This is a genomic window from Streptomyces sp. NPDC001709 (assembly GCF_053596375.1).
The window spans coordinates 1-23020 of sequence record NZ_JBSFGB010000070.1; the positions used below are offsets into that span (position 1 = coordinate 1).

General features: G+C 73.6%; 10 protein-coding genes and 1 pseudogene. 9 read left to right on the forward strand and 2 right to left on the reverse strand.

Annotated features, from left to right (window positions below; genetic code table 11):
• The 4 genes from ACWC0C_RS45460 to ACWC0C_RS45475 all read left to right on the forward strand — a co-directional run.
• A partial coding sequence (locus tag ACWC0C_RS45460) for a type I polyketide synthase (protein ID WP_450870848.1) occupies positions 1-2858 on the forward strand: 2858 nt, incomplete at its 5' end.
• A gap of 17 nt (positions 2859-2875) precedes the next feature.
• The gene (locus ACWC0C_RS45465; RefSeq protein WP_450870850.1) at positions 2876-12592 is read left to right on the forward strand and encodes a type I polyketide synthase; all 9717 of its coding nucleotides are present in this window, start codon (positions 2876-2878) and stop codon (positions 12590-12592) included.
• On the forward strand, positions 12589-13449 hold the full coding sequence (locus ACWC0C_RS45470) for a glycoside hydrolase family 16 protein (protein WP_450870852.1): 861 nt from the start codon (positions 12589-12591) through the stop codon (positions 13447-13449). Before ACWC0C_RS45465 ends, ACWC0C_RS45470 begins: the two co-directional genes overlap by 4 nt.
• Positions 13446-14975: a hypothetical protein gene (locus ACWC0C_RS45475; protein WP_450870854.1), complete on the forward strand. Its 1530-nt coding sequence runs from the start codon at positions 13446-13448 to the stop codon at positions 14973-14975. The genes ACWC0C_RS45470 and ACWC0C_RS45475 overlap by 4 nt, the downstream gene beginning before the upstream one ends.
• 54 nt (positions 14976-15029) lie before the next feature.
• On the opposite strand, the gene ACWC0C_RS45480 is transcribed toward ACWC0C_RS45475, so the two are convergent.
• Positions 15030-15677, reverse strand: a complete 648-nt coding sequence (locus tag ACWC0C_RS45480; RefSeq protein WP_449201844.1) for a TetR/AcrR family transcriptional regulator — start codon at positions 15675-15677, stop codon at positions 15030-15032.
• Between the two features lie 163 nt (positions 15678-15840).
• On the opposite strand from ACWC0C_RS45480, the gene ACWC0C_RS45485 reads away from it, so the two are divergent.
• The gene (locus ACWC0C_RS45485) at positions 15841-17340 is read left to right on the forward strand and encodes a DHA2 family efflux MFS transporter permease subunit (protein ID WP_450870856.1); all 1500 of its coding nucleotides are present in this window, start codon (positions 15841-15843) and stop codon (positions 17338-17340) included.
• Positions 17341-17636: 296 nt separating this feature from the next.
• Here the strand turns inward: ACWC0C_RS45485 and ACWC0C_RS45490 are convergent, their stop codons facing one another.
• Positions 17637-19709, reverse strand: a complete 2073-nt coding sequence (locus ACWC0C_RS45490; RefSeq protein ID WP_450870858.1) for a HelD family protein — start codon at positions 19707-19709, stop codon at positions 17637-17639.
• 327 nt (positions 19710-20036) lie between these two features.
• Between ACWC0C_RS45490 and ACWC0C_RS45495 the strand changes: the two are divergent.
• The 4 genes and pseudogenes from ACWC0C_RS45495 to ACWC0C_RS45510 all read left to right on the forward strand — a co-directional run.
• Positions 20037-20469: pseudogene (locus ACWC0C_RS45495) on the forward strand (IS6 family transposase); the annotation flags it as partial.
• A gap of 901 nt (positions 20470-21370) precedes the next feature.
• On the forward strand, positions 21371-21658 hold the full coding sequence (locus ACWC0C_RS45500) for a hypothetical protein (RefSeq protein ID WP_450870860.1): 288 nt from the start codon (positions 21371-21373) through the stop codon (positions 21656-21658).
• Positions 21655-22179 carry an RNA polymerase sigma factor gene (locus tag ACWC0C_RS45505; protein ID WP_450870861.1) on the forward strand — a complete coding sequence of 175 codons (525 nt, stop codon included), beginning with the start codon at positions 21655-21657 and terminating at the stop codon, positions 22177-22179. Before ACWC0C_RS45500 ends, ACWC0C_RS45505 begins: the two co-directional genes overlap by 4 nt.
• On the forward strand, positions 22176-22823 hold the full coding sequence (locus ACWC0C_RS45510) for a hypothetical protein (protein WP_450870863.1): 648 nt from the start codon (positions 22176-22178) through the stop codon (positions 22821-22823). The genes ACWC0C_RS45505 and ACWC0C_RS45510 overlap by 4 nt, the downstream gene beginning before the upstream one ends.
• Positions 22824-23020 lie beyond the last annotated feature (197 nt).

Here is a 23020-nt window from a genome sequence, read left to right on the forward strand (position 1 = left end):
TGGCGGTGGACTGGGCGGCGTACTTCTCGCCGTACGCACCCCAGCGCGTCGACCTGCCGACATACGCCTTCCAGCGCACCCGCTACTGGCTGGAGGAGGCCCCCGGTGGCGCCGGCGACGTCGCCGCGGCCGGTCTGGTCTCCGCCGAGCACCCGCTGCTCGGTGCGGCCGTGCCGCTGGCCGACAGCGACGGCTACCTGCTCACCGGGCGGCTCTCGCTCCAGACGCACCCCTGGCTGGCCGAGCACGCCGTGTCCGGCACGGTCCTGCTGCCCGGCACCGGGTTCGTCGAGCTGGCCGTGCACGCCGCCGACCAGGTCGGCGCGGGCGAGGTCGAGGAGCTCACCCTGGAGGCTCCGCTGATCCTGCCCGCGCACGGCGCGGTCCGGATCCAGCTGAACGTCTCCGGCGCCGACGAGAACGGCCGTCGCGGTGTCAGCCTGTACTCGCGGCCCGAGTCCGCCGACGGCTCCGAGCCGTGGATCCGGCACGCGACCGGCATCCTGGCCGACACGGAGCCCGGCTCCGAGCCCGGCTCCGGGGCCTTCCCCGACCTGGCCTCCGCCTGGCCGCCGCCGGGCGCCGAGCCGATCGACATCGACGGCTACTACGAACGCCTGACCGCCCAGGGCTACGGCTACGGGCCCTCCTTCCGGGGCCTGCGCGCCGCCTGGCGGCGCGGTGACGCGATCTTCGACGAGGTGTTCGCCGAGGTCGCGCTGCCCGCCGAAGCCGTGGGCACGGCGGGGGAGTTCGGCATCCACCCGGCGCTCCTGGACGCCGCGCTGCATGGCCTCGGCCTGGGGCTGCTGCCGTCGGCGGGCGAGGGCCGCGCCCGGCTGCCGTTCTCCTGGAACGGGGTCACCCTGCACGCTGCGGGCGCGACGTCGCTGCGCGTGCGGATCACCCCGCTGGGCGCCGAGGACACGGTCTCCATCGACGTGGCCGACGCCACCGGCAACCCGGTCGCCTCGATCGAGTCCCTGGTCGTACGCCAGGTGGTCACCGACCAGTTGAAGGCCGCCGACCCAACGGTGAGCCAGTCGCTGTTCCGCCCGGAGTGGCTGCGGGTGGACGCGCCGCGGGCCGAGGCCGGTCCGTCGTGGGCGGTGCTCGGCGCCGACACGGTGGGCCTGGGGCTGCCCGCACACGCCGACCTGGCGGCGCTGGCGGGCCTGGTGAGCGTGCCGGAGGTGGTGGTCGCCCCGTTCACCGCCGAGCCGGAGTCGGTGTCCCGCGAGGCCGTTCACGGCACCGTGCACCGTGCGCTCGAGCTGGTGCGGTCCTGGCTGGCCGACGAGCGGTTCGAGTCCTCGCGCCTCGTGCTGCTGACCCGGGGCGCCGTCGCCACGCAGGCCCGGGAGGCCGACGTGGACCTGGCCGACGCCGCGGTGTGGGGCCTGCTGCGCTCGGCGCAGTCGGAGCACCCGGGCCGCTTCGTTCTGATCGACGTGGACGGTACGCCCGAGTCGGCATCGGCCCTGCCCGCCGCGCTGGCCACCGGCGAGCCCCAACTTGCCATCCGTGAGGGCGCGTTGACGGCCCTGCGCCTGACGCGCGCCGACACCGCGGCCGAAGGCCCCGCGCCCTTCGGACCCGGGTCGACGGTCCTGGTCACCGGTGCGTCGGGCACGCTGGGCGGTCTGGTGGCCCGGCACTTGGTCGAGGCGCATGGTGTGCGCCGTCTGGTGCTGGTTTCCCGGCGGCCGGCCGAGGAGCTGGCTGCTTCGCTGCGGGAGGTGGGTGCCGAGGAGGTGGCTGTCGCCGCGTGTGATGTGGCCGATCGTGGTGCTCTGGCCGATGTGCTGGCCGCGTACCGGGTCTCGGCCGTGGTGCACACGGCGGGCACGATCGATGACGGGGTGGTGGAGTCGCTGACGCCGGAGCGGGTGTCGCGGGTGCTGCGGCCGAAGGTCGACGGTGCCCTGAACCTGCACGAGTTGACGGCGGGGATGCCGTTGACGGCGTTCGTGCTGTTCTCGTCGGCCGCCGGTGTCTTCGGTGGTCCGGGGCAGGGCAGTTACGCGGCGGCCAACGCGTTCCTGGACGCGCTGGCCCACCACCGCCGCGCCCAGGGCCTGCCCGGCTCCGCGCTCGGCTGGGGCTTCTGGCAGGAGCGCAGCGACCTGACTGCCCACCTGGACAGCACCGACCTGCACCGCATGGGCCGTCTCGGCGTCCAGGCGATGACCTCCCGCGAGGGCCTGGCTCTGCTGGACGCGGCCGTCGCCACCGGGCAGCCGCAGCTGTTGCCGATGCGCCTGGACGTGGCCGCACTGCGGAAGTCCGCCGCGGGAAGCGACGTACCGGCGCTGCTCAGCGCTCTGATCAGGTCCCGGGTCCGGCGCACCGCGCAGAGCGTGCCCGGCACCGGGGGAGCGGCCGACAGCGGCTCGCTGCGCGAGCGGCTGGGCGCCATGTCCCCGCCGGAGCGCACCCGCACCCTGGAGGAGCTGGTCGTCGCGCAGGTCGCCGCGGTTCTCGGCCACGGCAGCGCGGAGGCCATCGAGCCCGGCCGCGCCTTCAAGGAACTCGGCTTCGACTCGCTGACGGCCGTCGAGCTGCGCAACCGGCTGCGGACCGCGACCGGTCTGCGGCTGCCCGCCACGCTCGTCTTCGACCACCCGACGCCGGGCGCCATCGCCGGGTACCTCGGCGTGAAGCTCCTGCCGGAGACGGCCGACGCCGCCCGTAGGGCCGAGATCACCCCGCTGCCCGACGCGGCCCTGGCCGCGCAGGACGACGGCACCACCGAACAGGAGGCGCTCGACTCGATCGACGCCATGGACCTCGACCAGCTGATCGACCTCGCCCTCGACGGCGGCGACGACGAGTCCGCCGACGGCACCGACGCGTGACACCAGTGGAGCCTGACATGACCACCAGCACCCCCCCGGGCCCCGACGCCAAGCTCGCCGCTGCCCTGCGTGCCTCCGCCAAGGAGGCCGAACGGCTGCGCCGCCAGAACCGCGAACTGGCCGCCCGGGCCACCGAACCGATCGCCATCGTCGGCATGGCCTGCCGCTACCCCGGCGGCGTGCGCACCCCCGAGGACCTGTGGCGTCTGGTCACGGCCGGCGAGGACGCCATCACGGCGTTCCCCGCCGACCGGGGCTGGGACCTGTCCGGCACGGTCTACGACCGTGGTGGATTCCTGTACGACGCCGCCGACTTCGACCCGGACTTCTTCGGGATCTCGCCGCGCGAGGCCCTCGCCATGGACCCGCAGCAGCGGCTGCTCCTGGAGATCTCCTGGGAGACCCTGGAGCGCGCGGGCATCGACCCGCAGTCGCTGCGCTCCACCCGCACCGGCGTGTTCGCCGGGGTGATGTACCACGACTACGGCAACCTGGTGGCCCGCTCGCCGGAGGCCATCGAGGGGTACGTCTTCAACGGCAGCGCGGGCAGCATCGCCTCGGGCCGCATCTCCTACCAGCTCGGCCTGGAGGGCCCGGCGGTCACCGTGGACACGGCCTGCTCGTCGTCGCTGGTGGCCCTGCACCTCGCGGTGCAGTCGCTGCGGGCGGGGGAGTGCACCCTGGCGCTGGCGGGCGGTGTGGCCGTGATGTCGACGCCGACCCTGTTCGACGAGTTCAGCCGGGGCACCGGCCACGGCCTGGCACCCGACGGGCGCTGCAAGGCGTTCGCCGACGCCGCCGACGGCACGAGCCTCGCCGAGGGCGTCGGCATGCTCCTCCTGGAGCGGCTGTCCGACGCCCGCCGCAACGGCCACCGGGTTCTCGCCGTGGTGCGCTCGAGCGCCGCCAACCAGGACGGCGCCTCCAACGGCTTGACCGCCCCCAACGGCCCGGCCCAGGAACGCGTCATCCGCCAGGCCCTCGCGGGCGCCGGTCTGGCCTCCGCCGACGTCGACGCCGTCGAGGCGCACGGCACCGGCACCAGCCTGGGCGACCCGATCGAGGCGCAGGCGCTCCTGGAGACGTACGGCCAGGGCCGCGAGGGGCGTGAGCCGCTGTGGCTCGGGTCGCTCAAGTCCAACATCGGGCACACCCAGTCGGCCGCCGGTGTCGGCGGCGTCATCAAGATGGTCAAGGCCATGGAGCACGGCCTGCTCCCCGGCACCCTGCACGTCGACGAGCCGTCCCGGCATGTCGACTGGGAGGCCGGCGCGGTCGAGCTGCTGACCGAGGCACGCCCCTGGCCGCAGACGGGCCGCCCGCGCCGTGCGGGTGTCTCCTCCTTCGGCGTCAGTGGTACGAACGCCCACGTCATCGTCGAGCAGGCCCCGGCCGAGGAGCCGGTGGCCGGGACGGCGGAGCCGACAGTGGTGCCCGCCGTGCCGTGGGTGCTCGCCGCCCGCTCCGCGTCCGCGCTGGCCGGGCAGGCCCGCCGCTTGGCCGACCACCTGGACGCGACGGACGACAGCCCGCTGGACACGGCGTACGCCCTGGCCGCGACCCGTACCGCTTTCGAGTACCGCGCGGTCGTCGTCACCGGCCCCGACGCCGCCCCGCCCGCCGCCGCGCTCGCCGCCCTGGCCGACGGCGCCAAGGCCCCCGGCCTGGTGCGCGGCACCGGCCGCAGGTCGGCCCGCACCGCCGTGCTGTTCACCGGGCAGGGCAGCCAGTACCCGGGCATGGGCCGCGAACTGTATGCCGCCCACCCGGAGTTCGCCCGCGCCCTCGACGAGGTCCTGGCCCGCCTGGACACGGCCCTGGACGTCCCGCTGTCCACCGTGCTCTTCGCCGAGCCGGGCACCCCCGAGGCCGCGCTGCTCGACCAGACCCAGTACACCCAGGCGGGCCTGTTCGCCCTCGAAGTCGCCCTCTACCGGCTGGTCGAGGGCTGGGGGGTGGAACCGGCCGCGCTGCTCGGCCACTCGGTGGGCGAGCTGGCCGCCGCCCACGTCGCCGGGGTCCTCGACCTCGACGACGCCTGCACCGCCGTCGCCGCGCGCGGTCGCCTGATGCAGGCCCTGCCGGCCGGCGGTGCCATGGTCTCGGTACGCGCCACCGAGGACGAGGTCCGCGCGCTGCTCGGCGACCGGGCGGACGTCGCGGCCGTCAACGGGCCGCGTTCCGTGGTGATTTCGGGCCCCGAGGACGCCGTCCTCGCGGCCGCCGAGCGCCTCGCGGCCCGGGGGCACAAGACCAAGCGGCTCACCGTCTCGCACGCGTTCCACTCCTCGCTGATGGAGCCGATGCTCGACGAGTTCCGTACGGTCCTCGCGGGCCTCACCTTCCACCCGCCGCGCCTGCCGGTGGTCTCCAACGTCACCGGCCGCACCGCCACCGCCGCCGAACTCGCCGACCCCGGCTACTGGGCCCGGCACATCCGCGAGGCCGTGCGCTTCGCCGACGGCGTGCGCACCCTGCGCGAGCAGGGCACCGGCACCTTCCTGGAGCTCGGCCCCGGCGGTGTGCTCAGCGCCATGGGCGCCGAGTGCCTGGCGGAGGACCCGCAGGCGGTGTTCGCGGCCACCGTGCGCCGCGACCGGCCCGAGGCCGCAGCCCTGGTCGAGGGCCTGGCCACGGCGTTCGGCAACGGCGCCCACGTCGACTGGGCCGCTCTGTTCGCGGGCAGCGGCGCCCGCCGCGCCGACCTGCCCACGTACGCCTTCCAGCGCCGCCGCATCTGGCCCAAGGCCGCCCCCTCGGGCGCCGGGGATCCCGAGTCCCTGGGCCTGGAGTCGGCCGGGCACCCGCTGCTCGGCGTGGTCGTCGAGTCCGGCGAGGGCGACGAACTCCTCTTCGGCGGGCGCCTGTCGCTGGCCGCCCAGCCCTGGCTGGCCGGGCACGCCGTGCTCGGCACGGTCCTGCTGCCCGGCACCGCGTTCGTCGAGCTGGCCGTCCGCGCGGGCCACCGCGCGGGCCTGGACCTGCTCGAAGAGCTCATCCTGGAGACCCCGCTGGTGCTGCCCGCCGAAGGCGGCCTCAGCCTGCGGCTGCGTCTGGCCGCCGCCGACGCCTCCGGGCGGCGCGCCTTCACCGTGCACTCGCGCCCCGACGGCGACGACACCTGGACCCGGCACGCCGGAGGCAGCCTCGCGCCCGCCGCCGGACGCGCCGCGCCCGAACCGCTGGGCGCCTGGCCGCCCGCCGACGCCGTGCCCCTGGACGTCGACGGCCACTACCCGGGCCTCGCCGACCTGGGCTTCGTCTACGGGCCCGCCTTCCAGGGCCTGCGCGCGGCCTGGCGGCGCGGCGACGAGGTGTTCGCCGAGGTCGCCCTCGACGAGGAGAGCGCCGCCGAGGCAGACGCGTACGGCATCCACCCGGCGCTCCTGGACGCGGCCCTGCAGTCGGTGGGCCTCAGCAGCCTCGCCGACAGCGGGCCCGAGGCCCGGATGCCGTTCTCCTGGTCGGGCGTGCGCCTGCACGCCATCGGCGCCACCGCGCTGCGCGTCCGGCTCACCGCCACCGGTGGCGACTCCTTCGCGCTCGCCCTGGACGACGTGGCCGGGCACCCGGTCGCCGAGGTCGACGGCCTGGTCCTGCGCCCCGTCGCCACCGGGGACGTCGCCGACCCGCGCACCGCTACGCACCGCTCCCTGTTCCGCGTCGACTGGCCCGCGCTGACCCCGCCCCCAGCCCGGGACACCGCCGACGCGGCCGCCCTGAGCTGGGCCGTCGTCGGCGCCCCCGAGCTGGCCGCCGCGCTGCCCGGCGCCATCGCCCACCCGGACCTGGCGGCCCTGCCGCAGGCCCCGGACGTGACCGTGGCCACCTGCGACGGCACCCCGGGCGAGGCCGCCCACGCGGCCCTGGCCCTGGTGCAGCAGTGGCTCGAGGACGACCGGTTCGCCTCCGCACGGCTGGTCGTCCTCACCCGGGGTGCCATCGCGGCCGGAGCCGACGAGGACGTCCCCGCGCTTGCCCACGCCCCGGTGTGGGGCCTGGTCCGCTCGGCGCAGTCGGAGCACCCGGGCCGCTTCGTCCTGGTCGACGTGGACGGCGCCCCCGAGTCGCTGGCCGCCCTCCCGGCCGCGCTGGCCAGTGGCGAGCCCCAACTGGTCGTGCGAGAAGGAGAGCTGCGGGCGCCCCGGCTGACCCGCGCGCTGCCCGGCGAGGGCACGGCCACCCCGCTGGTGCTGCCCGAGGGCACCTGGGTCCTGGTCACTGGTGCGTCGGGCACGCTGGGCGGTCTGGTGGCCCGGCATCTGGTCGAGGCGCACGGTGTGCGCCGGCTGGTCCTGGTCTCCCGTCGTCCGGCGGATGAACTGGCTGCTTCGCTGCGGGAGGTGGGTGCCGAGGAGGTGGCTGTCGCCGCGTGTGATGTGGCCGATCGTGGTGCTCTGGCCGATGTGCTGGCCGCGTACCGGGTCTCGGCCGTGGTGCACACGGCGGGCACGATCGATGACGGGGTGGTGGAGTCGCTGACGCCGGAGCGGGTGTCGCGGGTGCTGCGGCCGAAGGTCGACGGTGCCCTGAACCTGCACGAGTTGACGGCGGGGATGCCGTTGACGGCGTTCGTGCTGTTCTCGTCGGCCGCCGGTGTCTTCGGTGGTCCGGGGCAGGGCAGTTACGCGGCGGCCAACGCGTTCCTGGACGCGCTGGCCCACCACCGCCGCGCCCAGGGCCTGCCCGCCGTCTCCCTCAGCTGGGGCCTGTGGGCCGAGCGCAGCGGCATGACCGGCGACCTCGCCGAGGCCGACCTGCACCGGATGAACCGCGCGGGTGTGACTGGCCTGTCGACCGAGGAGGCCCTGGCCCACCTCGACTCCGCCTGGTCCGGCCAGGACGCCCAGCTGCTGCCCATGCGCCTGGACACTGCCGCGCTGCGCGCCTCGGCCGCCGAAGTCCCCGCGCTGCTGCGCAGCCTGGTGCCCGTCCCGGCGCGCCGGGCCGCCGCCCGCGAGAGCGGCGCGGCCGGCACCTTCGTCACCCGCCTGGCCGCCCTGGACGCCGCCGGACGGACCGCCGCCGCGCTGGCCGCGGTGCGCGAGCATGTCGCCGGGATCCTCGGCTACCCGGGCCCGGAGGCGGTCGACGCCGAACGGCCCTTCAACGAGCTGGGCTTCGACTCGCTCACCGCCATCGAGCTGCGCAACCAGCTCCAGGCCGCCACCGGCCTGCGGCTGCCCGCCACGCTGATCTTCGACTACCCGACCCCGGCCGCCCTGGCCGGACACGTCCTCGAGACGGCCACCGGCGGTGAGGCGAAGGCCACGGTCGCCTCGCTCGGCACGGCTGCCGTCGACGACGACCCCATCGCCATCGTCGCCATGAGCTGCCGCTTCCCGGGCGGCGTGCGCAGCCCCGAGGAGCTGTGGCAGCTCATCGGCGACGGCAGCGACCTGGTCTCGGTCTTCCCGGCCGACCGGGGCTGGGACAGCGACGCGCTGTACCACCCGGACCCGGACCACCCCGGCACGACGTACTGCGTCGAGGGCGGATTCCTGTACGACGCCGCCGAGTTCGACCCCGGCTTCTTCGGGATCTCGCCGCGCGAGGCGCTGGAGATGGACCCGCAGCAGCGACTGCTCCTGGAGATCTCGTGGGAGGCGTTCGAGCGCGCGGGCATCGATCCGGCCTCCGCGCGCGGCAGCCGTACGGGCGTCTACGCGGGCGTGATGTACCACGACTACGGCGACGACATGGCCGCCGGCAGCATCGCGTCGGGCCGCGTCTCCTACCACCTGGGCCTGGAGGGCCCGGCGGTCACCGTGGACACGGCCTGCTCCTCGTCCCTGGTCGCGCTGCACATGGCGGCCCAGGCCCTGCGCTCGGGCGAGTGCGAACTGGCCTTGGCGGGCGGCGTGACGGTAATGGCCACCCCCGGCACGTTCATCGGCTTCAGTCGCCAGCGCGGCCTCGCGCAGGACGGCCGCTGCAAGGCCTTCGCCGACGCGGCCGACGGCACCGGCTGGGGCGAGGGCGCGGGCATGCTCCTCCTCGAGCGGCTGTCCGACGCCGAGCGCAACGGCCACCAGGTCCTCGCGGTCGTCCGGGGTTCGGCGGTCAACCAGGATGGCGCGTCCAACGGGCTGACCGCTCCGAATGGCCCGTCCCAGCAGCGGGTGATCCGTCAGGCGCTCGCGAGCGCGGGGCTGGCGGCGGCGGATGTGGACGCGGTGGAGGCGCACGGGACCGGTACCAGGCTGGGTGACCCGATCGAGGCGCAGGCGCTGCTCGCCACGTACGGGCAGGGCCGCGAGGCCCGCGAGCCGCTGTGGCTGGGGTCGCTCAAGTCCAACATCGGTCACACCCAGGCCGCCGCCGGTGTCGCGGGCATCATCAAGATGGTCAAGGCCATGGAACACGGCCTGCTGCCCAAGACCCTGCACGTGGACGAGCCGTCGCGGCACGTGGACTGGACGGCGGGCGAGGTCGCCCTGCTGACCGAGGAGCGCCCCTGGCCCCAGACCGGGCGTCCCCGCCGCGCGGGCGTCTCCTCCTTCGGCCTCAGCGGCACCAACGCCCACGTCGTCCTGGAGCAGCCGTCCGCCCCGGCCCCGAGAGCCCCGCGCCCCGAGGTCCCGCACGCCGCCCCGGGCGTTCTGCCCTGGCTGCTGTGCGGCAAGACCCCGGCGGCCCTGCGCGCCCAGGCCGAGCGGCTGCGCGACCACCTGGCCGCCCGCCCCGACCTGCCCGCTGTGGACATCGGCCTGGCCCTGGCCACGACCCGCACCGGCTTCGAGCACCGCGCCGCCGTCTTCGGCGGCGACCGCGCGGAGCTGCTGCACACCCTGGACGCGCTGGCCCGGGGCGAGGAGGCGCCCGGCCTGGTCCGCGGCGGCACCCGGCCCGAAGGCCGCACCGCGTTCCTCTTCACCGGCCAGGGCTCCCAGCGCCTCGGCATGGGCCGTGAGCTGTACGCGACCCACCCGGTGTTCGCCCGCGCCCTGGACGAGGTCTGCGCGCACCTGGACGACCACCTCGACGTGCCCCTGCGCGAGGTGATGTGGGGCGAGGACGCCGAGGCGCTGAACCGCACCGGCCACACCCAGCCCGCCCTGTTCGCCGTCGAGGTCGCCCTCTTCCGGCTGTGGGAGTCGTGGGGCGTGCGCCCGGACCTGCTGGCCGGACACTCCATCGGCGAGCTGGCCGCCGCGCACGTCGCGGGCGTCCTGAGCCTCGCCGACGCCGCCCGGCTGGTCGCCGCGCGCGGCCGTCTGATGCAGCAACTGCCCGAAGGCGGCGCGATGGTGGCGGTGCAGGCGACCGAGGAGGAGATCGTCCCGCTGCTCACCGACGTGGTGGGCATCGGCGCGGTCAACGGCCCGCGCGCTGTCGTCGTCTCCGGCGATGCGGACGCGGCCCGGGCGGTCGGCGCCCACTTCGCGGCCCTGGGCCGCAAGACCCGGGAGCTGTGCGTCAGCCACGCCTTCCACTCGCCGCTCATGGAGCCGATGCTCGACGAATTCCGCACGGTCGCCGAGCAGTTGACGTATCACGAGCCCGCCATCCCCGTGGTCTGCGACGTCACCGGCCGCGTGGCCGGGGCCGGGGAGCTCACCGACCCCGGCTACTGGGTGCGCCACGCCCGCGAGGCCGTGCGCTTCGCCGACCAGCTGGCCACCCTGCGCGACCTGGGCGCCACCACGTTCGTCGAGGTCGGCCCGGACGCGGTGCTCACCGCGCTGGCCCGGGACGGCGCGAGCCCGGCCACGCTGTGCGTGCCGACGCTGCGCCGCGACCGGTCCGAGGCCTGGTCCGCCGCCGCCGCGCTCGGCGAACTCCAGGTCGCGGGGGTCGGCGTCGACCCGGCGGGCGTCTTCGCCGGTACGGGTGCCGAACCGGCCGCCCTGCCGACGTACGCCTTCCAGCGCGAGCACTACTGGCTGCTGCCCGGCGCCCCGGCGCGCGAGGAGCGGCCGGACGCCGAGCTGTGGGCGGCCGTCGAGAGCGGCGACCTGGCCGCGTTCGCCGCGGCCCTGGCCGCCCCGGACGGTACCGAGGACCCGGAGCTGGCGACCGCCCTGGCCGTCCTCTCCGCCTGGCGCACCGGCCGGTCCGCGCCCGTGGACACCGGTCAACTGGCCGTCGGCTGGCGCCCCTTGGGCGAGGGCCGGATCAGCGGTGCGCCCACCGGCCGCTGGCTGGTGGTGGCCCCCGCCGAGGCGGACACCGCCGTCGCACAGGTGGTCGACGCCCTGACCGAAGGCGGTGCCGAAGCCGTCGTCGTGGCGCCCGACGCGCTGCCCGCCGGGCCCGGCGCGGTAACCGGAGTGCTGTCGCTGCTCGGGGGAGCGGACGCTGCCGCGCGCACCGCCTGCCTCCTGGACGATCTGGCCGCGGCCGGGGTCGACGCGCCTGTGTGGGCCGCCACCAGCGGCGCCGTGCACCTGGGCGGCGCCGACCCGCTGCCCGACCCGGACCGGGCCGCCGTCTGGGGCCTGGGCCGGGCCGCCGCGCGGGAACTCCCGGCGCGCTGGGGCGGTCTCGTCGACCTGCCGCCGGTCCTGGACGCGCGCTCCCGGGCCCGGCTGCGCGGCGTGCTCGCCGCCGGGCACACCGGGGGAGCCGACCAGGTGGCGGTGCGCCCCACCGGCACCTTCGCCCGCCGCCTGCGGACCGTACCCGGTACCGCCGCGCCCTCCTGGCACCCGCGCGGCACCGTCCTGCTCACCGGCGCCGTCCCCGGCGCGGCCGCCGCGCTCGCCCGGCACCTGCCGCTCGCCCACGTCGACCACCTGGTCCTGGCCTGCCGGCCCGGCACCGTCGACGAGGAACTGCGCTCCTGGGCCGTCGAGTCGGGCGTCCGGCTCACCCAGGCGCCCTGCGACATCACCAGCCGCGACGGCCTGGCCACCCTGCTGAAGGGCCTCGCCGACGACGGCTGCCCGGTCGGCACCGTGCTTCACCTGGCGGGCACCGCGCCGGCCGCCCCGCTCACCGGCGAGGGCGCCCCGGCCGCACTGGCCGCGGCGCGGGACGCCGCGGGCACCGTCACCGTACGGCTGCTCGACGAGCTCCTGGACCTGAGTGCCCTGGACGCGTTCGCCGTCCTGGTGGCCGCCGACCCGGTGTGGGGCGCCGAGGGACACGCGGCCGACGCCGCCGTCCACGCCTGGCTGGACGCCTGGCTCACCGCCCGCCGCGCCCAGGGCGCGCCGGTGCTCGCGCTGGCCGCGGGCCCCTGGGACGGCGAGGACGGCGCGCTGCCGCCTGGCCGCCGCGCCTCGGAGCCCTCGGCGGTCGCCAGGGCGCTGGGCCGCGCGGTCACCGGGGCCCGCCCGGGCCTGGTCGCCGCCGACACCGACTGGCCGGTGTTCCTGGACCACCTGGCGGCCCGCCGCCCTGACGCCCTGTTCGAGGACCTTCCCACCTCCGATGCCCGTACCGACGCCCCCGAGGCGGCGGGAGCCGCGCGCCCCGAGGACCCGGACGCGGTGCGCGCCCACCTCGCCGGGCTGACCGGCGACGACCGCACCGAGTTCCTGACCGAGCTGGTACGGGAGTCGGCCGCGCGGGTCCTGGGCCACGCGGGCGCCGACGCCTTCTCCGCCGACCAGGACTTCCTGGACGCCGGGTTCGCCTCGCTGACCGCGGTCGAACTGGCCGGGGCGCTCACCGCCCTGCTCGGCGTGGAGCTGCCCCCGACGCTGATCTACGACTTCCCGACCCCGGTGGACCTCGCCGGCAACCTGCACGAGCAACTGACCGCACACCTGGAGCCGTCCGTATGACGACCGTTGCCCCCGTAACCAGCGACAGCACGACCGCCGCCCGCAGCGCCGGTCTCGTGAACCTCGACTCTCCCTGGCGCACCGTCTGGCAGGACCGCTTCGACGGCCCCGCGGGCAGTGCCCCCGACCCGGCCAACTGGCTGGTGGTGGAAGGCAGTCCGTTCGGCGCGGGCGTGGAGGTCCACACCGACGACCGCGAACACATCGCGCTCGACGGCGAGGGCCGGCTGCGCATCACCGCGACCCGCGACGCCGAGGGCGTCTTCCGGGCCGCCTGGATCGAGACCCGCCGCGAGGACTTCGTGCCCCGCCCCGGCAGCGCGCTGCGCATCGACGCCCGGGTGAAGACGGCCGCCGGGCCCGGTCTGGACTGCGCCCTGTGGGCGTGGGCCGACCAGCTGCGCCACCGCGGTGAGGAGGACCCGGTGCAGGCCTGGTACCGCTCCGGCGAGATCGACATCTTCGAGGCGCTGGGTTCCGAGCCCGACACGGTGTGGGGCGCGCTGCACTCCCCGGAGTGCCACCAGATCCCCTCGCTGGGCATTGGCCGGCCCACCACGACCGGTGACGGCACCCCGCTCAGCGCCGACTTCCACACCTACTCGATCGTGTGGCGCCGCGACCCGGACTCGATCACCTGGTACCTGGACGGCCGCGAGTACCTGCACTTCACGCCGGAGGACACCACGCCCAAGGGCTGGCTGTTCCGCCAGCCGACCTACCTGGCGCTCGCGATCATCATCGACAGCCCCGGAGGTCCGGTGCTGCCCGGCACCCCCGACCCGGAGGCCTTCCCCGCCTCGCTCCTGGTCGACGAGATCACCGTCTCCGAGTGGACCGGGGAGGACGCGGCATGACCGCCCCCGCCCCCGCCCTGCTCACCACGGCCGAACTCGACGCCCTGGTCGAGGAGTTGGTCGCCGACGTCCTCGCCGAGCCGACCACCGGCGGCCTGGCCCCCTCGGTGTACGAGACGGGCCGCCTGGTCACCCTCGTACCCTGGCTCGAAGGCCACGAGGACCGAGTCCGCTTCCTGCTCGACCGCCAGTCCCCGGACGGCAGGTGGGGCGGCCCCGACGGCTACGCCCTGGTGCCCACCCTCAGTGCCACCGAGGCGCTGCTCGCCGCCCGCGGCCACGAGCGGCTGCCGGCCGGCCTGCGCGAGCGGGCCACCGCGGCCGCCGGGCGCGGCCTGGACGCGTCGTCGCGCCTGTTGGAGGCGAGCGTCGCCGAGCGCGCCGCCGTCCCCAACACGGTCGTCGCCATGATGATCGTCCCCGCGCTCGTCTCCGACATCAACGCGCGCCAGGACCGCCGGCTCCCGTTCCCGTACGGGATGGACGGCGCCCGGCTCGCCGAGCTGCGCGCCACCGGCTGGCGCAACCCGCTGGCCGGGCACTACCTGGAGATCGCCGGCCCCGACGCGGTGCGCGCCCCGCACTTCGAGCCGGTCGGCGGCATGATCGGATGCTCGGTCGCCGCGACCGCCGCGTGGCTGGGCGGCGAGGAGCCGGGCGCCCAGTACGCTGCGTCGGTGGAGTTCCTGCGCGCCGCCCAGGCGCGCGGCGGCGGCCCGGTGCCGGCCATGACCTCGGTGGCGTACTACGAACGCGCCTGGATCCTGGGCAACCTCGCCACCGCGGGCGTCCGGCCCGAGCTGCTGGCCCCGCTCACCGCGGACCTGCCGCCGGACACGGCGAACACCGGCGCCCCGACCGCGCCCGGCTTCGCGTACGAGGCGGAGACCAGCGCGATCGTGCTGGCCGCCTTCGCGCAGCTGGGCCCTGCGCAGGAGCCGCACTACCTGTGGCAGTACGACGCGGGGACCCACTTCCAGTCCACCATCCCCGAGTTCACGCCGTCGACCAGCACCAACGCGCACGTCATCGGCGCGCTCGGCGCCTACCGCGACTCCGGTCCGGCCGACGCCGAGCGTTACACCGACGCCATCGAGCGGGTGGCGCGCTGGCTGGGCGAGCAGCAGCTCGCCGACGGCACCTGGACCGACAAGTGGCACGCCTCGCCGTACTTCTCGACGCTGCGGGTGGCCTCGGCGCTGCACCAGTACGCGGGCCCGGCCCACCACCCCACGGTCCGCAGGGCCGTGGAGTGGATCCTGGCCGGGCAGCATGAGGACGGCTCCTTCGGCCGCTGGGGCGGCACCCCGGAGGAGACCGCGTACGCCGTGCAGACCCTGCTGCGCGTCACCGGGTCCGGCTCGGCGCGCGAGGAGGAGGCGGCCCGGCGCGGTGCCGCCTACCTGGTGCGCCACCTGGCGGACCGGGACCACCGCGAGCTGTGGATCGGCAAGGAACTGTACGTACCGGTGCACATGGTGCGCGGCGCGATAGCCGGGGCGCTGCACCTGGCGGCGCGGCTCTGACCGGCACGGGCCTTCACCGCACCTCGGGCGGCAGTCTCGCCCCGGGTCGCAGTCTCACCCCGGGCCGTCGCCGAGCCCCGACCTGAGCCCCTGGAAGGCCAGGTCGGCATCGGCGACGGCCGCGGCGGCAACCCGGTCGGCGGAGCCGTCGGCCAGGATCCGCCGCCAGTTGGCGTGGGCCAGGACGCGCTGCGAGGTGATGACCTGAGCGGCCGTCAACCGGGCTTTGATCGGGGCATGTCCGCCGTCGGGGAAGGCCTCGGTGAGGGCCTGGGCCAGCAACTCCTCGGCCTGCGCCAGGTATTCGCCGATGCGGCTGAGCAGGCTGGGGGTCGAGTGAACCAGGGCCTGGAAGCGCAGCACCTCGGGGTCGTCGTTGAGACCCGTGATCGGGTCGCGCCGGGACAGCCCGGCGAGGAAGTCCCGGTGCAGCGCGGACAGCGGCGTCAGCTCCGGCGCCCGCTCCCGCACGACGGCGGCGGCCGCCGTGCGGTGGTCGGCGAACCGGTGGACCACGAGGTCCTCCTTGGTCGGGAAGTGCCTGAACAGCGTCGGCTTGGACACCTCGGCCGCGGCCGCGATGTCGGCCACGGCCACCTGGTCGAAGCCGTGTTCAAGGAACAGTGCGATCGCCGCGTCGGAGATCGCCCGTCGCGTCCGCTGCTTGTTGCGCTCCCGCAGAGCGCTCGCCTCGCCGGTCATCGGTATCACCCCTGTCCGTCCACACTACTGTAACCAAGTTAAGAAATTAGTCCAGTTAAAAAATTGACTGGGTTAAATGGGTGCTGCTTTACTTCCGCACGACGACCCGCACACCACCCGCTCAGGACTCGCACACCACCCGCTCAGGACAAGGAGACTCGGCATGGCCGAGACGACACCGACCGAGGCCGCACGGCCGACGAGCCACCGCTGGTGGGGCCTTGCCGTGATCGGCCTCGCCCAGCTGATGGTCATGCTCGACACCACGATCGTGAACATCGCGCTGCCCTGGGCGCAGCGCGAGACCGGCATGACCGACGCCGGCCGCCAGTGGGTCATCACGGGCTACACGCTCGCCTTCGGCGGCCTGCTGCTGCTCGGCGGCCGGCTCGGCGACCTGCTCGGCCGCCGCCGCGCCTTCACCGTCGCGGTGATCGGCTTCACCGCCGCCTCGGTGGTCGGCGGTGCCGCGCCCAGCGCCGCCGTACTGATCGGCGCGCGCGTCGGACAGGGCTTGTTCGCCGCCCTGCTGATGCCCGCCACGCTCGCGCTGCTGACCACGACATTCACCGAACCGCGCGAGCGCGCCAAGGCGTTCGGCATCTTCAGCTCCGTCGCCAGCGCGGGTGGCGCCCTCGGCCTCCTCGGCGGCGGCCTGATCACCGAGTGGCTCGACTGGCGCTGGTGCCTGTACGTCAACGTCCCGATCGGTGTCGTCGTGGTCGTCGGCGCACTGATGCTGCTGCCCAACCCGCCTGCCCAGCGCGGCGTCCGCATCGACGTTCCCGGCGCGGTGCTCTCCGCCGCCGGCATGGTCGCCCTCGTCTACGGCTTCGGCGAGGCGGCCGACCACGGCTGGTCCTCGGCACGGGTCATCGGCCTGCTGGCCGCCGCGGTCGTCCTGCTCGCGGCCTTCGTCGCCCTCCAGGCGAAGGTCCGCAACCCGCTGCTGCCGCTGAGCGTGCTCGCCGACCGCAACCGCGCGGGCGCCTTCATCGGCATCGGGCTCACCATGATCGGCCTGTTCGGCCTGATGTTCATCCTCACGTACCAGCTCCAGGACGTGATGAAGTACCCACCGCTCAAGGCGGGCCTGGCGATCCTGCCCGCGACCGTGGCCACGGTCCTGACCACCACCCGGATCACCACCAAGCTGATGCCGAGGGTCCCCGTCCGGCTGCTGGTCGCGCCGGGCATGCTGATCGCGGCGGCGGGCCTGTTCAACCTCGGCCGCCTGACCCCCGACAGCTCGTACCTGACGACGATGATGCCGACCCAGATCCTGGTCGGCCTCGGGCTCGGCCTGGTGATGTCGCCCTGCATCAGCGTCGCCACCAACAAGGTCCCGCTCAGCGAGGTCGGCGTGGTCTCGGCCTTCGTCTCCACCTCGCAGCAGATCGGCGGCTCGGTGGGCACCGCGCTGCTCAACACCATCGCGATGACGGTCTCCGCCACCGCGCTGGCCCACTCGAGCTCGAGCGGCGCGGGGGCGGCGACCGAGGCGGCGGTTCACGGTTACGCGGTCGCGGCCAACTGGGCGGGTGCGATCGTCCTGGCGGGCGCGGTCCTGACCGGCCTGCTCATCAACGCCGACGTACGCAAGCCCGCCGCGGCCCCGGCCAAGGAGGCGGCCAAGCCCCAGGAGGCGGCGACCGTCCACTGATCGGCCCGGGGGTCCGGTCCGCGACGCCGGATCCCCGGGACGCTCCCCGGCGGGGAGCCACCCGACGACTCCCCGCCCCCTTGCCGGATCCGCGTCCGGGCCCTTCGACGTCCCCCGCGTTCGGGCCCGGGCGCGGATCCTTGAACCACGAAAGCGCCCTGCCCCGCGCGAACGCCGCGCGGGGCAGGGCGCTTTCGCGCGGAAAGGCGCTGGATGCACCAGGGCGCGCCCCGCACCGAGGCGAGCCCCCACCTCCACCAGCAAGCCCGCCCCCTACGCCCCCACCAGCAAGGCCTCTAGGCGCCCAGCTCCGCAGGCAGAGCCCGAGCGTGCACGATGTCCAGGCGCGACACCGCCCGCGTCACCACCACATACAGCCGGTGCAGTCCCCGCGGCTCCGCCTCCACGATCGCCGACGGTTCCACGACCACCACGTGGTCGTACTCCAGGCCCTTCGCCAGCGTCGCGGGCATCATCGTCACCCGGGCCGAGGAGCCGAAGGCGTCCGGCCCCGCGGTCTGAACGCCCGCTCCCGCCAGCGCCGCTGCCAGCGCGTCTATCTGGGCGTCCGCCGCGATCACCGCCACCGAACCCTCGCGACCCAGCGCCGCCTTGACGGCCCGTACCGTTCCCCTGAGCACGTCGTCGACCTGCTGCACCGTCAACTCGCCGTCCTCGCGCAGCGAACGCGCGGGCGGCACCCGTACGTCGAGCCCCGCGAGCACCTTGTTGGCCACCGCCATCACAGCCGCCGGCACCCGGAACCCGGTGGTCAGCGGCGCCACCGACGCATCCGGCTTGCCCAGGTGCACCAGCTGTTCCGCCCAGTCCCGGGCCGCCCAGGGCGCCGTGCCCTGCGCCAGGTCGCCCAGCACCGTCAGCGAACCGAAGCCGCTGCGCCGGGCGATGGCCCGGCACTGCATGGGGGACAGGTCCTGCGCTTCGTCGACGACCACGTGCCCGAAGCCTTCGGGCCGCTCGATCAGGCCGGCCACCTCGTCCAGCAGCACCATGTCGTCCACCGACCACGACGCGGCCTTCACCGAGCGCGGCGCTGACGCCCAGCGCAACGCCCTCTGCTCCTCCTCGTCCAGCAACCCTTCGGCGGCGAGCTCCAGTTGGTCGGCGTCCGACAGGAGGCCCACCACCACCTCCTCCGGGTTCGCCGTCGGCCACACCGCGTCCAGGAACTCCCGCACCGGCTTCGAGCGCCCGATCTTCGTCTGCCAGGTCATGCTCTTGGGCCCGGCCCGCCGCTCCGCCTGCTGCTGCACCAGCGCCACCGCGCGCGCCCGCACGTGCTCGCGCCCCACGGCGTACGCGGGCGCCTGCTCCTTGACCTCCTCCACGATCCGGTCGAGGTCACAGGTGTCCACCCGCCAGCGGTAGGACCCGTCGGGCACCATCAGCGTCTCCCGGGACTCGGTCACCCGCGCGTACAGCGCCCGGCGCAGCACCTCCGCCATGCGCGCGTCCTGCTTCAGCACCCGCGCCGCGTCCGTGTCCTTCCGGGTGACGGGGTGGCGTGCGAGCACGTCCTCGACGGTCAGTTGCGCCACGTCGATCTCACCGAGCGAGGGCAGCACCTCGGAGATGTACGACAGGAACGTCCGGTTGGGCCCAATCACCAGCAGACCGCTGCGCTTGAGGCGCTGGGGGTACGTGTAGAGGAGGTACGCGGCACGGTGCAGCCCCACGGCCGTCTTGCCGCTGCCCGGCGCGCCCTGCACGCACACCGACTCGGTCAGCTCGCCGCGTACCAGGTCGTCCTGCTCGGGCTGGATGGTGGCAACGATGTCGCGCATCGGGCCGTGCCGGGGCCGCTCGATCTCGGCCGCCACGATCTGGCTCTCCGCGGCGCCCCCGGACTCCAGCCGCTCGTCCTCGAGCCCGGTCAGGTCCTCGGGCGTGCCCAGGCTGCCCGGCGCCCATCCGAACCGGCGGCGCTGGGCGACGCCCAGGCGGTCGTCGGCGCGGGCCTGGTAGAAGGTGCGCGACACCGGGGCGCGCCAGTCGACGACCATCGGCGGGGCGGCCGGATGCTCGGAGACCCGGCGGCGGCCGACGTAGTAGCGCTGCGCCCGGTGGTCGCCGGTGGCGGGCTCGTCGTCGAAGTCGAGCCGCCCGAAGAACAGCGGGCTGTCCGGCTCCTCGCGCATGTCCCGGGCCCGGGTGCGCAGATAGCGGCCCAGGGCCTCGGCGCTGGCGCCGTCGCCCGACACGGTCTCGCCCGCGATCACCTGCTCGTCCGCGTCCTCGACCTGTTGGGCCAGCGCCGCTCTGCAGACCGCCACGTAAGCGCGCTCCCGTTCGAGCTCGTCGTCGAGCCCGCTGCCCACTCCGTACGACTCCTGGAGAGATGACGTCATCTGCCGAGGCCTTTCCTGGTGGTTTCCATGAAAATCGAAAGGGGGCCAAAGATAGCCACACTAATCACCAGGAAAGTCTCGGTGCGATGGTATGTCGAGTTGCTTTGCGAAAGCTTTGTCTCTGGCGTTTGCCCTGTTCAAGGCTGCCTTGAAAAGCGCTTGAGGAGGAGTGGAGAATTCCTGGAAAGGCTTCCTTGAAGCCACCATTGCGTGATACACGGAGAAACGGAAACCCGTATTCCGCTACCGGGCGCTGTCAAGTTCGCGGAGACGTGTGGTGATCGTGGTGGGAGGGGCCGTTCGTGGAGCGCGCAGCGCCGTCGTACGCGCTACCTCTGGCGGGCCGTGGACCAGGACGGAAACGTGCTGGACGTCCTGGTGACCAACTCCCGCGACACGAAGGCCGCGAAGCGGTTCTTCCTCAAGCTCCTCAAAGGGACAGAGTCCGTACCCTGCGTCGTGGTCACCGACAAGCTGCGCAGCTACGGAGCCGCTCACCGCCAGGCGACGCCCTCGGTGGAACACCACAGTTCGAAATACCTGAACAGCCGAGCGGAAAACTCCCATCTGCCCACACGGCAGCGCGAGTACGCGATGCAGGGCTTCCGCAGCGTCGTCTCAACACAGCGGTTCCTCGCCTCCTTCAGCAGGATCTCACCCCACTTCCGCCCCCGCCGCCGACTACCGCACCGAAATGACCGACCGCCACGCCACCTGGCACCAGATCACCGATACCACCCCCATGACCACGGCCGCCTGACACAGCGACCCCCAGCACCACCGGCACGCCTCAACCCGCCTGCCTCAACAGCAACTTGACAAGCCCCGTACAGGCCTGTACCGACCTCGGGCCCGAGCGTGACGTCGCTACCCAGCGCGCCGTCCGCCTGTGGAAACGCGCCCGCTACGCACAGCAACGCCCCGGGCGCGCTTGTGTCGAGGTCTGCCCGGAATATGTGCGCGACTGGCGTGACCTCAGCGGAGCGTTACGCGACCTCCACGCCTACGCGGGCTTCCCGTCCTCCGCCGAAATGGAGAGGAGGGCCGGCGGCTGGGGCGGGCTGCCTCACAGCACTGCCCACCGGATCCTCAAAGCCCGTGGCGTGCCCACGACCGAGCGGCAGCTTTACGGTCTTCTCCTGGCGTGTGAGGAACCCAGGCGGCGCTGGTCGTTGTGGACGGAGGCACTGGCCAAGTGCGTCGCCCGCCCGGAAGGGTTGGCTCCTGTGGCGGTCGCCTCCTGCTGAGAAAGGTCCCAACCAGCCAGCCTGCGCACCACGGCTGCAGCTCTTGTGAAGGAAGCTGCCGCACGAGGCTGCGATCGGCAGCTGCCCGGCGCCCGCCGCCGCGTGCCGGCTTCGTGTCGAGCCGCTCCGCGGGACGCCTTCGGCCATCACGTCGTGCTCGGCTTGGGCCCGGATGAGCACCGGGGCTTGTACCGGCCCGGACACCGCGGGCCGGGATCCGGGCTTGGGAATCTTATTGATCTTCCCGGCCATCCATGGTGTGACCTGGGCAAACACAGTGACGGCTGGGGATACAGGGGAAGTTGAGAAAAAATCTTGCCTCCGGCATCCGGATCCGGCTCCCCAGCGGCGTGTAAGGGGGTGAGGGCCTTGCGCCTTCATCAACGAGTTCGTCACTACTGGGAGGCCTGGTCGATGACTTGGTCGTACTGGGCGGGAGCGGGCGGGGTGTCCATCCCCGTGCTGGTCCTGCTGTTCTTCGCGATGCACCGCGCCAAGGGCATCGTGGAGATGCTTGTGAAGGCGCACATCGAGACCCTGGCAGAGCGCGAGCAGCGCGCCACCATGGTCGCGATGGCGCAGTCCCTGCCCGACGGCGGCGCCGCCGCCCGTTTCGAGCAGGGCCAGCCGGCCTGGCTGTTCCGCAAGGACACGGCCGAGTCGGCGGGCCACCGGGCCATCGCCACGCGGGAGGCTGCGTGAGCGAGGCCGCTGCGGGAGCGGACTTCGAGTCCTTCGTCCTCGAGACCATCGAGGCGTTCTCCCGATTGGCCCGGGCTGAGGCAGGCGACCTGCACAGCGCCCAGGACGCCGTGCAGGACGTCTATCTCAACATGTACCGCCGGTGGGAAGAGATTTCTGCACAGCAGGGGTCCCTGACCGCCTACGGCCGCACCGCGGTGAAGCGGGCGGTCATCGACCAGTTCCGCCGCAACAAGCGGATGGTTGTGGTACCGGTTCACGACCTGCCCGAAATGGAATCAGGTATCGGCATCCCCGACGCCGCATACGAAATGATTAAGGAAGGTATCGACGAACTCGTCGCGAGCCTTCCTGCACAGCAGCGCGAGGTCATCACCCTGTGCGTTCTCGGTGACCTCAGCCCTGTACTGGTTGCGCAGCGCCTCCAGATTAAGGAGGAGTCGGTGAAGCGCTACATCAAAGCCGCCGCCAACAACCTGAAGAAGTCCATCAACGAACACAGCGAGGAGGTAACCGCATGACGCACCTGTCCGCGTGGACGCACCAGCCCGAAGAGCGGGGAACCATCCGGCTCCTCGCTCTCTGGCTGCTGCTCGAAGGTTGTGAGCAGGCAGTTTCCAAGGGTCCCCGGATCGGCGAGGACCCTGTCCAGGCGGATGGGGGCCAGCCTTCGGGCTGGCCCCCGGCCCCCGCCGCCTACCCGGAAAACCCCGGAAACGGAAATCATCGTCTCGGCGTGGTCCGTGAACTACGCACTCTTCTGAAGAAGGAAGTCGATGATTCTGCAACACCACAAGAAACACGTCGCGTAGCCGAAATCCTTGAGTTCCTGGACAGGGATGATGAAGCGCGACGCTGGTGGGAAAAAGCAGCACTCAAGGGTGACGAGGACGCGCGAGATTATCTGTATGTCCTCGACGCGGAGAAGCAAGAAGAGCTAGTGGCATGCCGTGGGCAAGGGAAAGAACACAACGATGAAGCTTTCAGAGAATTTATGAACGACTTCGCATGCGCACCTCTTACATCTCGCGTCATGGCAGACAAGATTGATTCGGCATTGGGGGAAGCCGGTGTCCAACTGTCTGAGGGTTCGCAGAGCTTGGCGCGAGAGATCGAGGACTTCCTGACCCACCTGGACCCCACAACGGGCGGGCCACGATGCTGACACGACAGTGGGCCACGCGCCGCAGAACAGGAGCGTCTGTATAGACCGGCCTTCCGTGAGGCCTTCACGCTAGAAGGCCAGACGACTCGTTGAAGTGGCGGATCATCCCCGCGGGGCAGCTCGGCCAGGGCCGGTTCGGCGAGCATGCCGACGACCAGGGAGGTGATGGTGATACCGAGCTGGGTGCCGGAGAGTTG

What these genes read in the sequence shown, in the direction of transcription:
- ACWC0C_RS45470 (WP_450870852.1), top strand. Translation starts at nt 12,589, where the DNA reads ATGACGACCGTTGCCCCCGTAACCAGCGACAGCACGACCGCCGCCCGC.
- ACWC0C_RS45510 (WP_450870863.1), top strand. Translation starts at nt 22,176, where the DNA reads ATGACGCACCTGTCCGCGTGGACGCACCAGCCCGAAGAGCGGGGAACC.
- ACWC0C_RS45475 (WP_450870854.1), top strand. Translation starts at nt 13,446, where the DNA reads ATGACCGCCCCCGCCCCCGCCCTGCTCACCACGGCCGAACTCGACGCC.
- ACWC0C_RS45465 (WP_450870850.1), top strand. Translation starts at nt 2,876, where the DNA reads ATGACCACCAGCACCCCCCCGGGCCCCGACGCCAAGCTCGCCGCTGCC.
- ACWC0C_RS45480 (WP_449201844.1), bottom strand. Translation starts at nt 15,677, where the DNA reads ATGACCGGCGAGGCGAGCGCTCTGCGGGAGCGCAACAAGCAGCGGACG.
- ACWC0C_RS45485 (WP_450870856.1), top strand. Translation starts at nt 15,841, where the DNA reads ATGGCCGAGACGACACCGACCGAGGCCGCACGGCCGACGAGCCACCGC.
- ACWC0C_RS45490 (WP_450870858.1), bottom strand. Translation starts at nt 19,709, where the DNA reads ATGACGTCATCTCTCCAGGAGTCGTACGGAGTGGGCAGCGGGCTCGAC.
- ACWC0C_RS45500 (WP_450870860.1), top strand. Translation starts at nt 21,371, where the DNA reads ATGACTTGGTCGTACTGGGCGGGAGCGGGCGGGGTGTCCATCCCCGTG.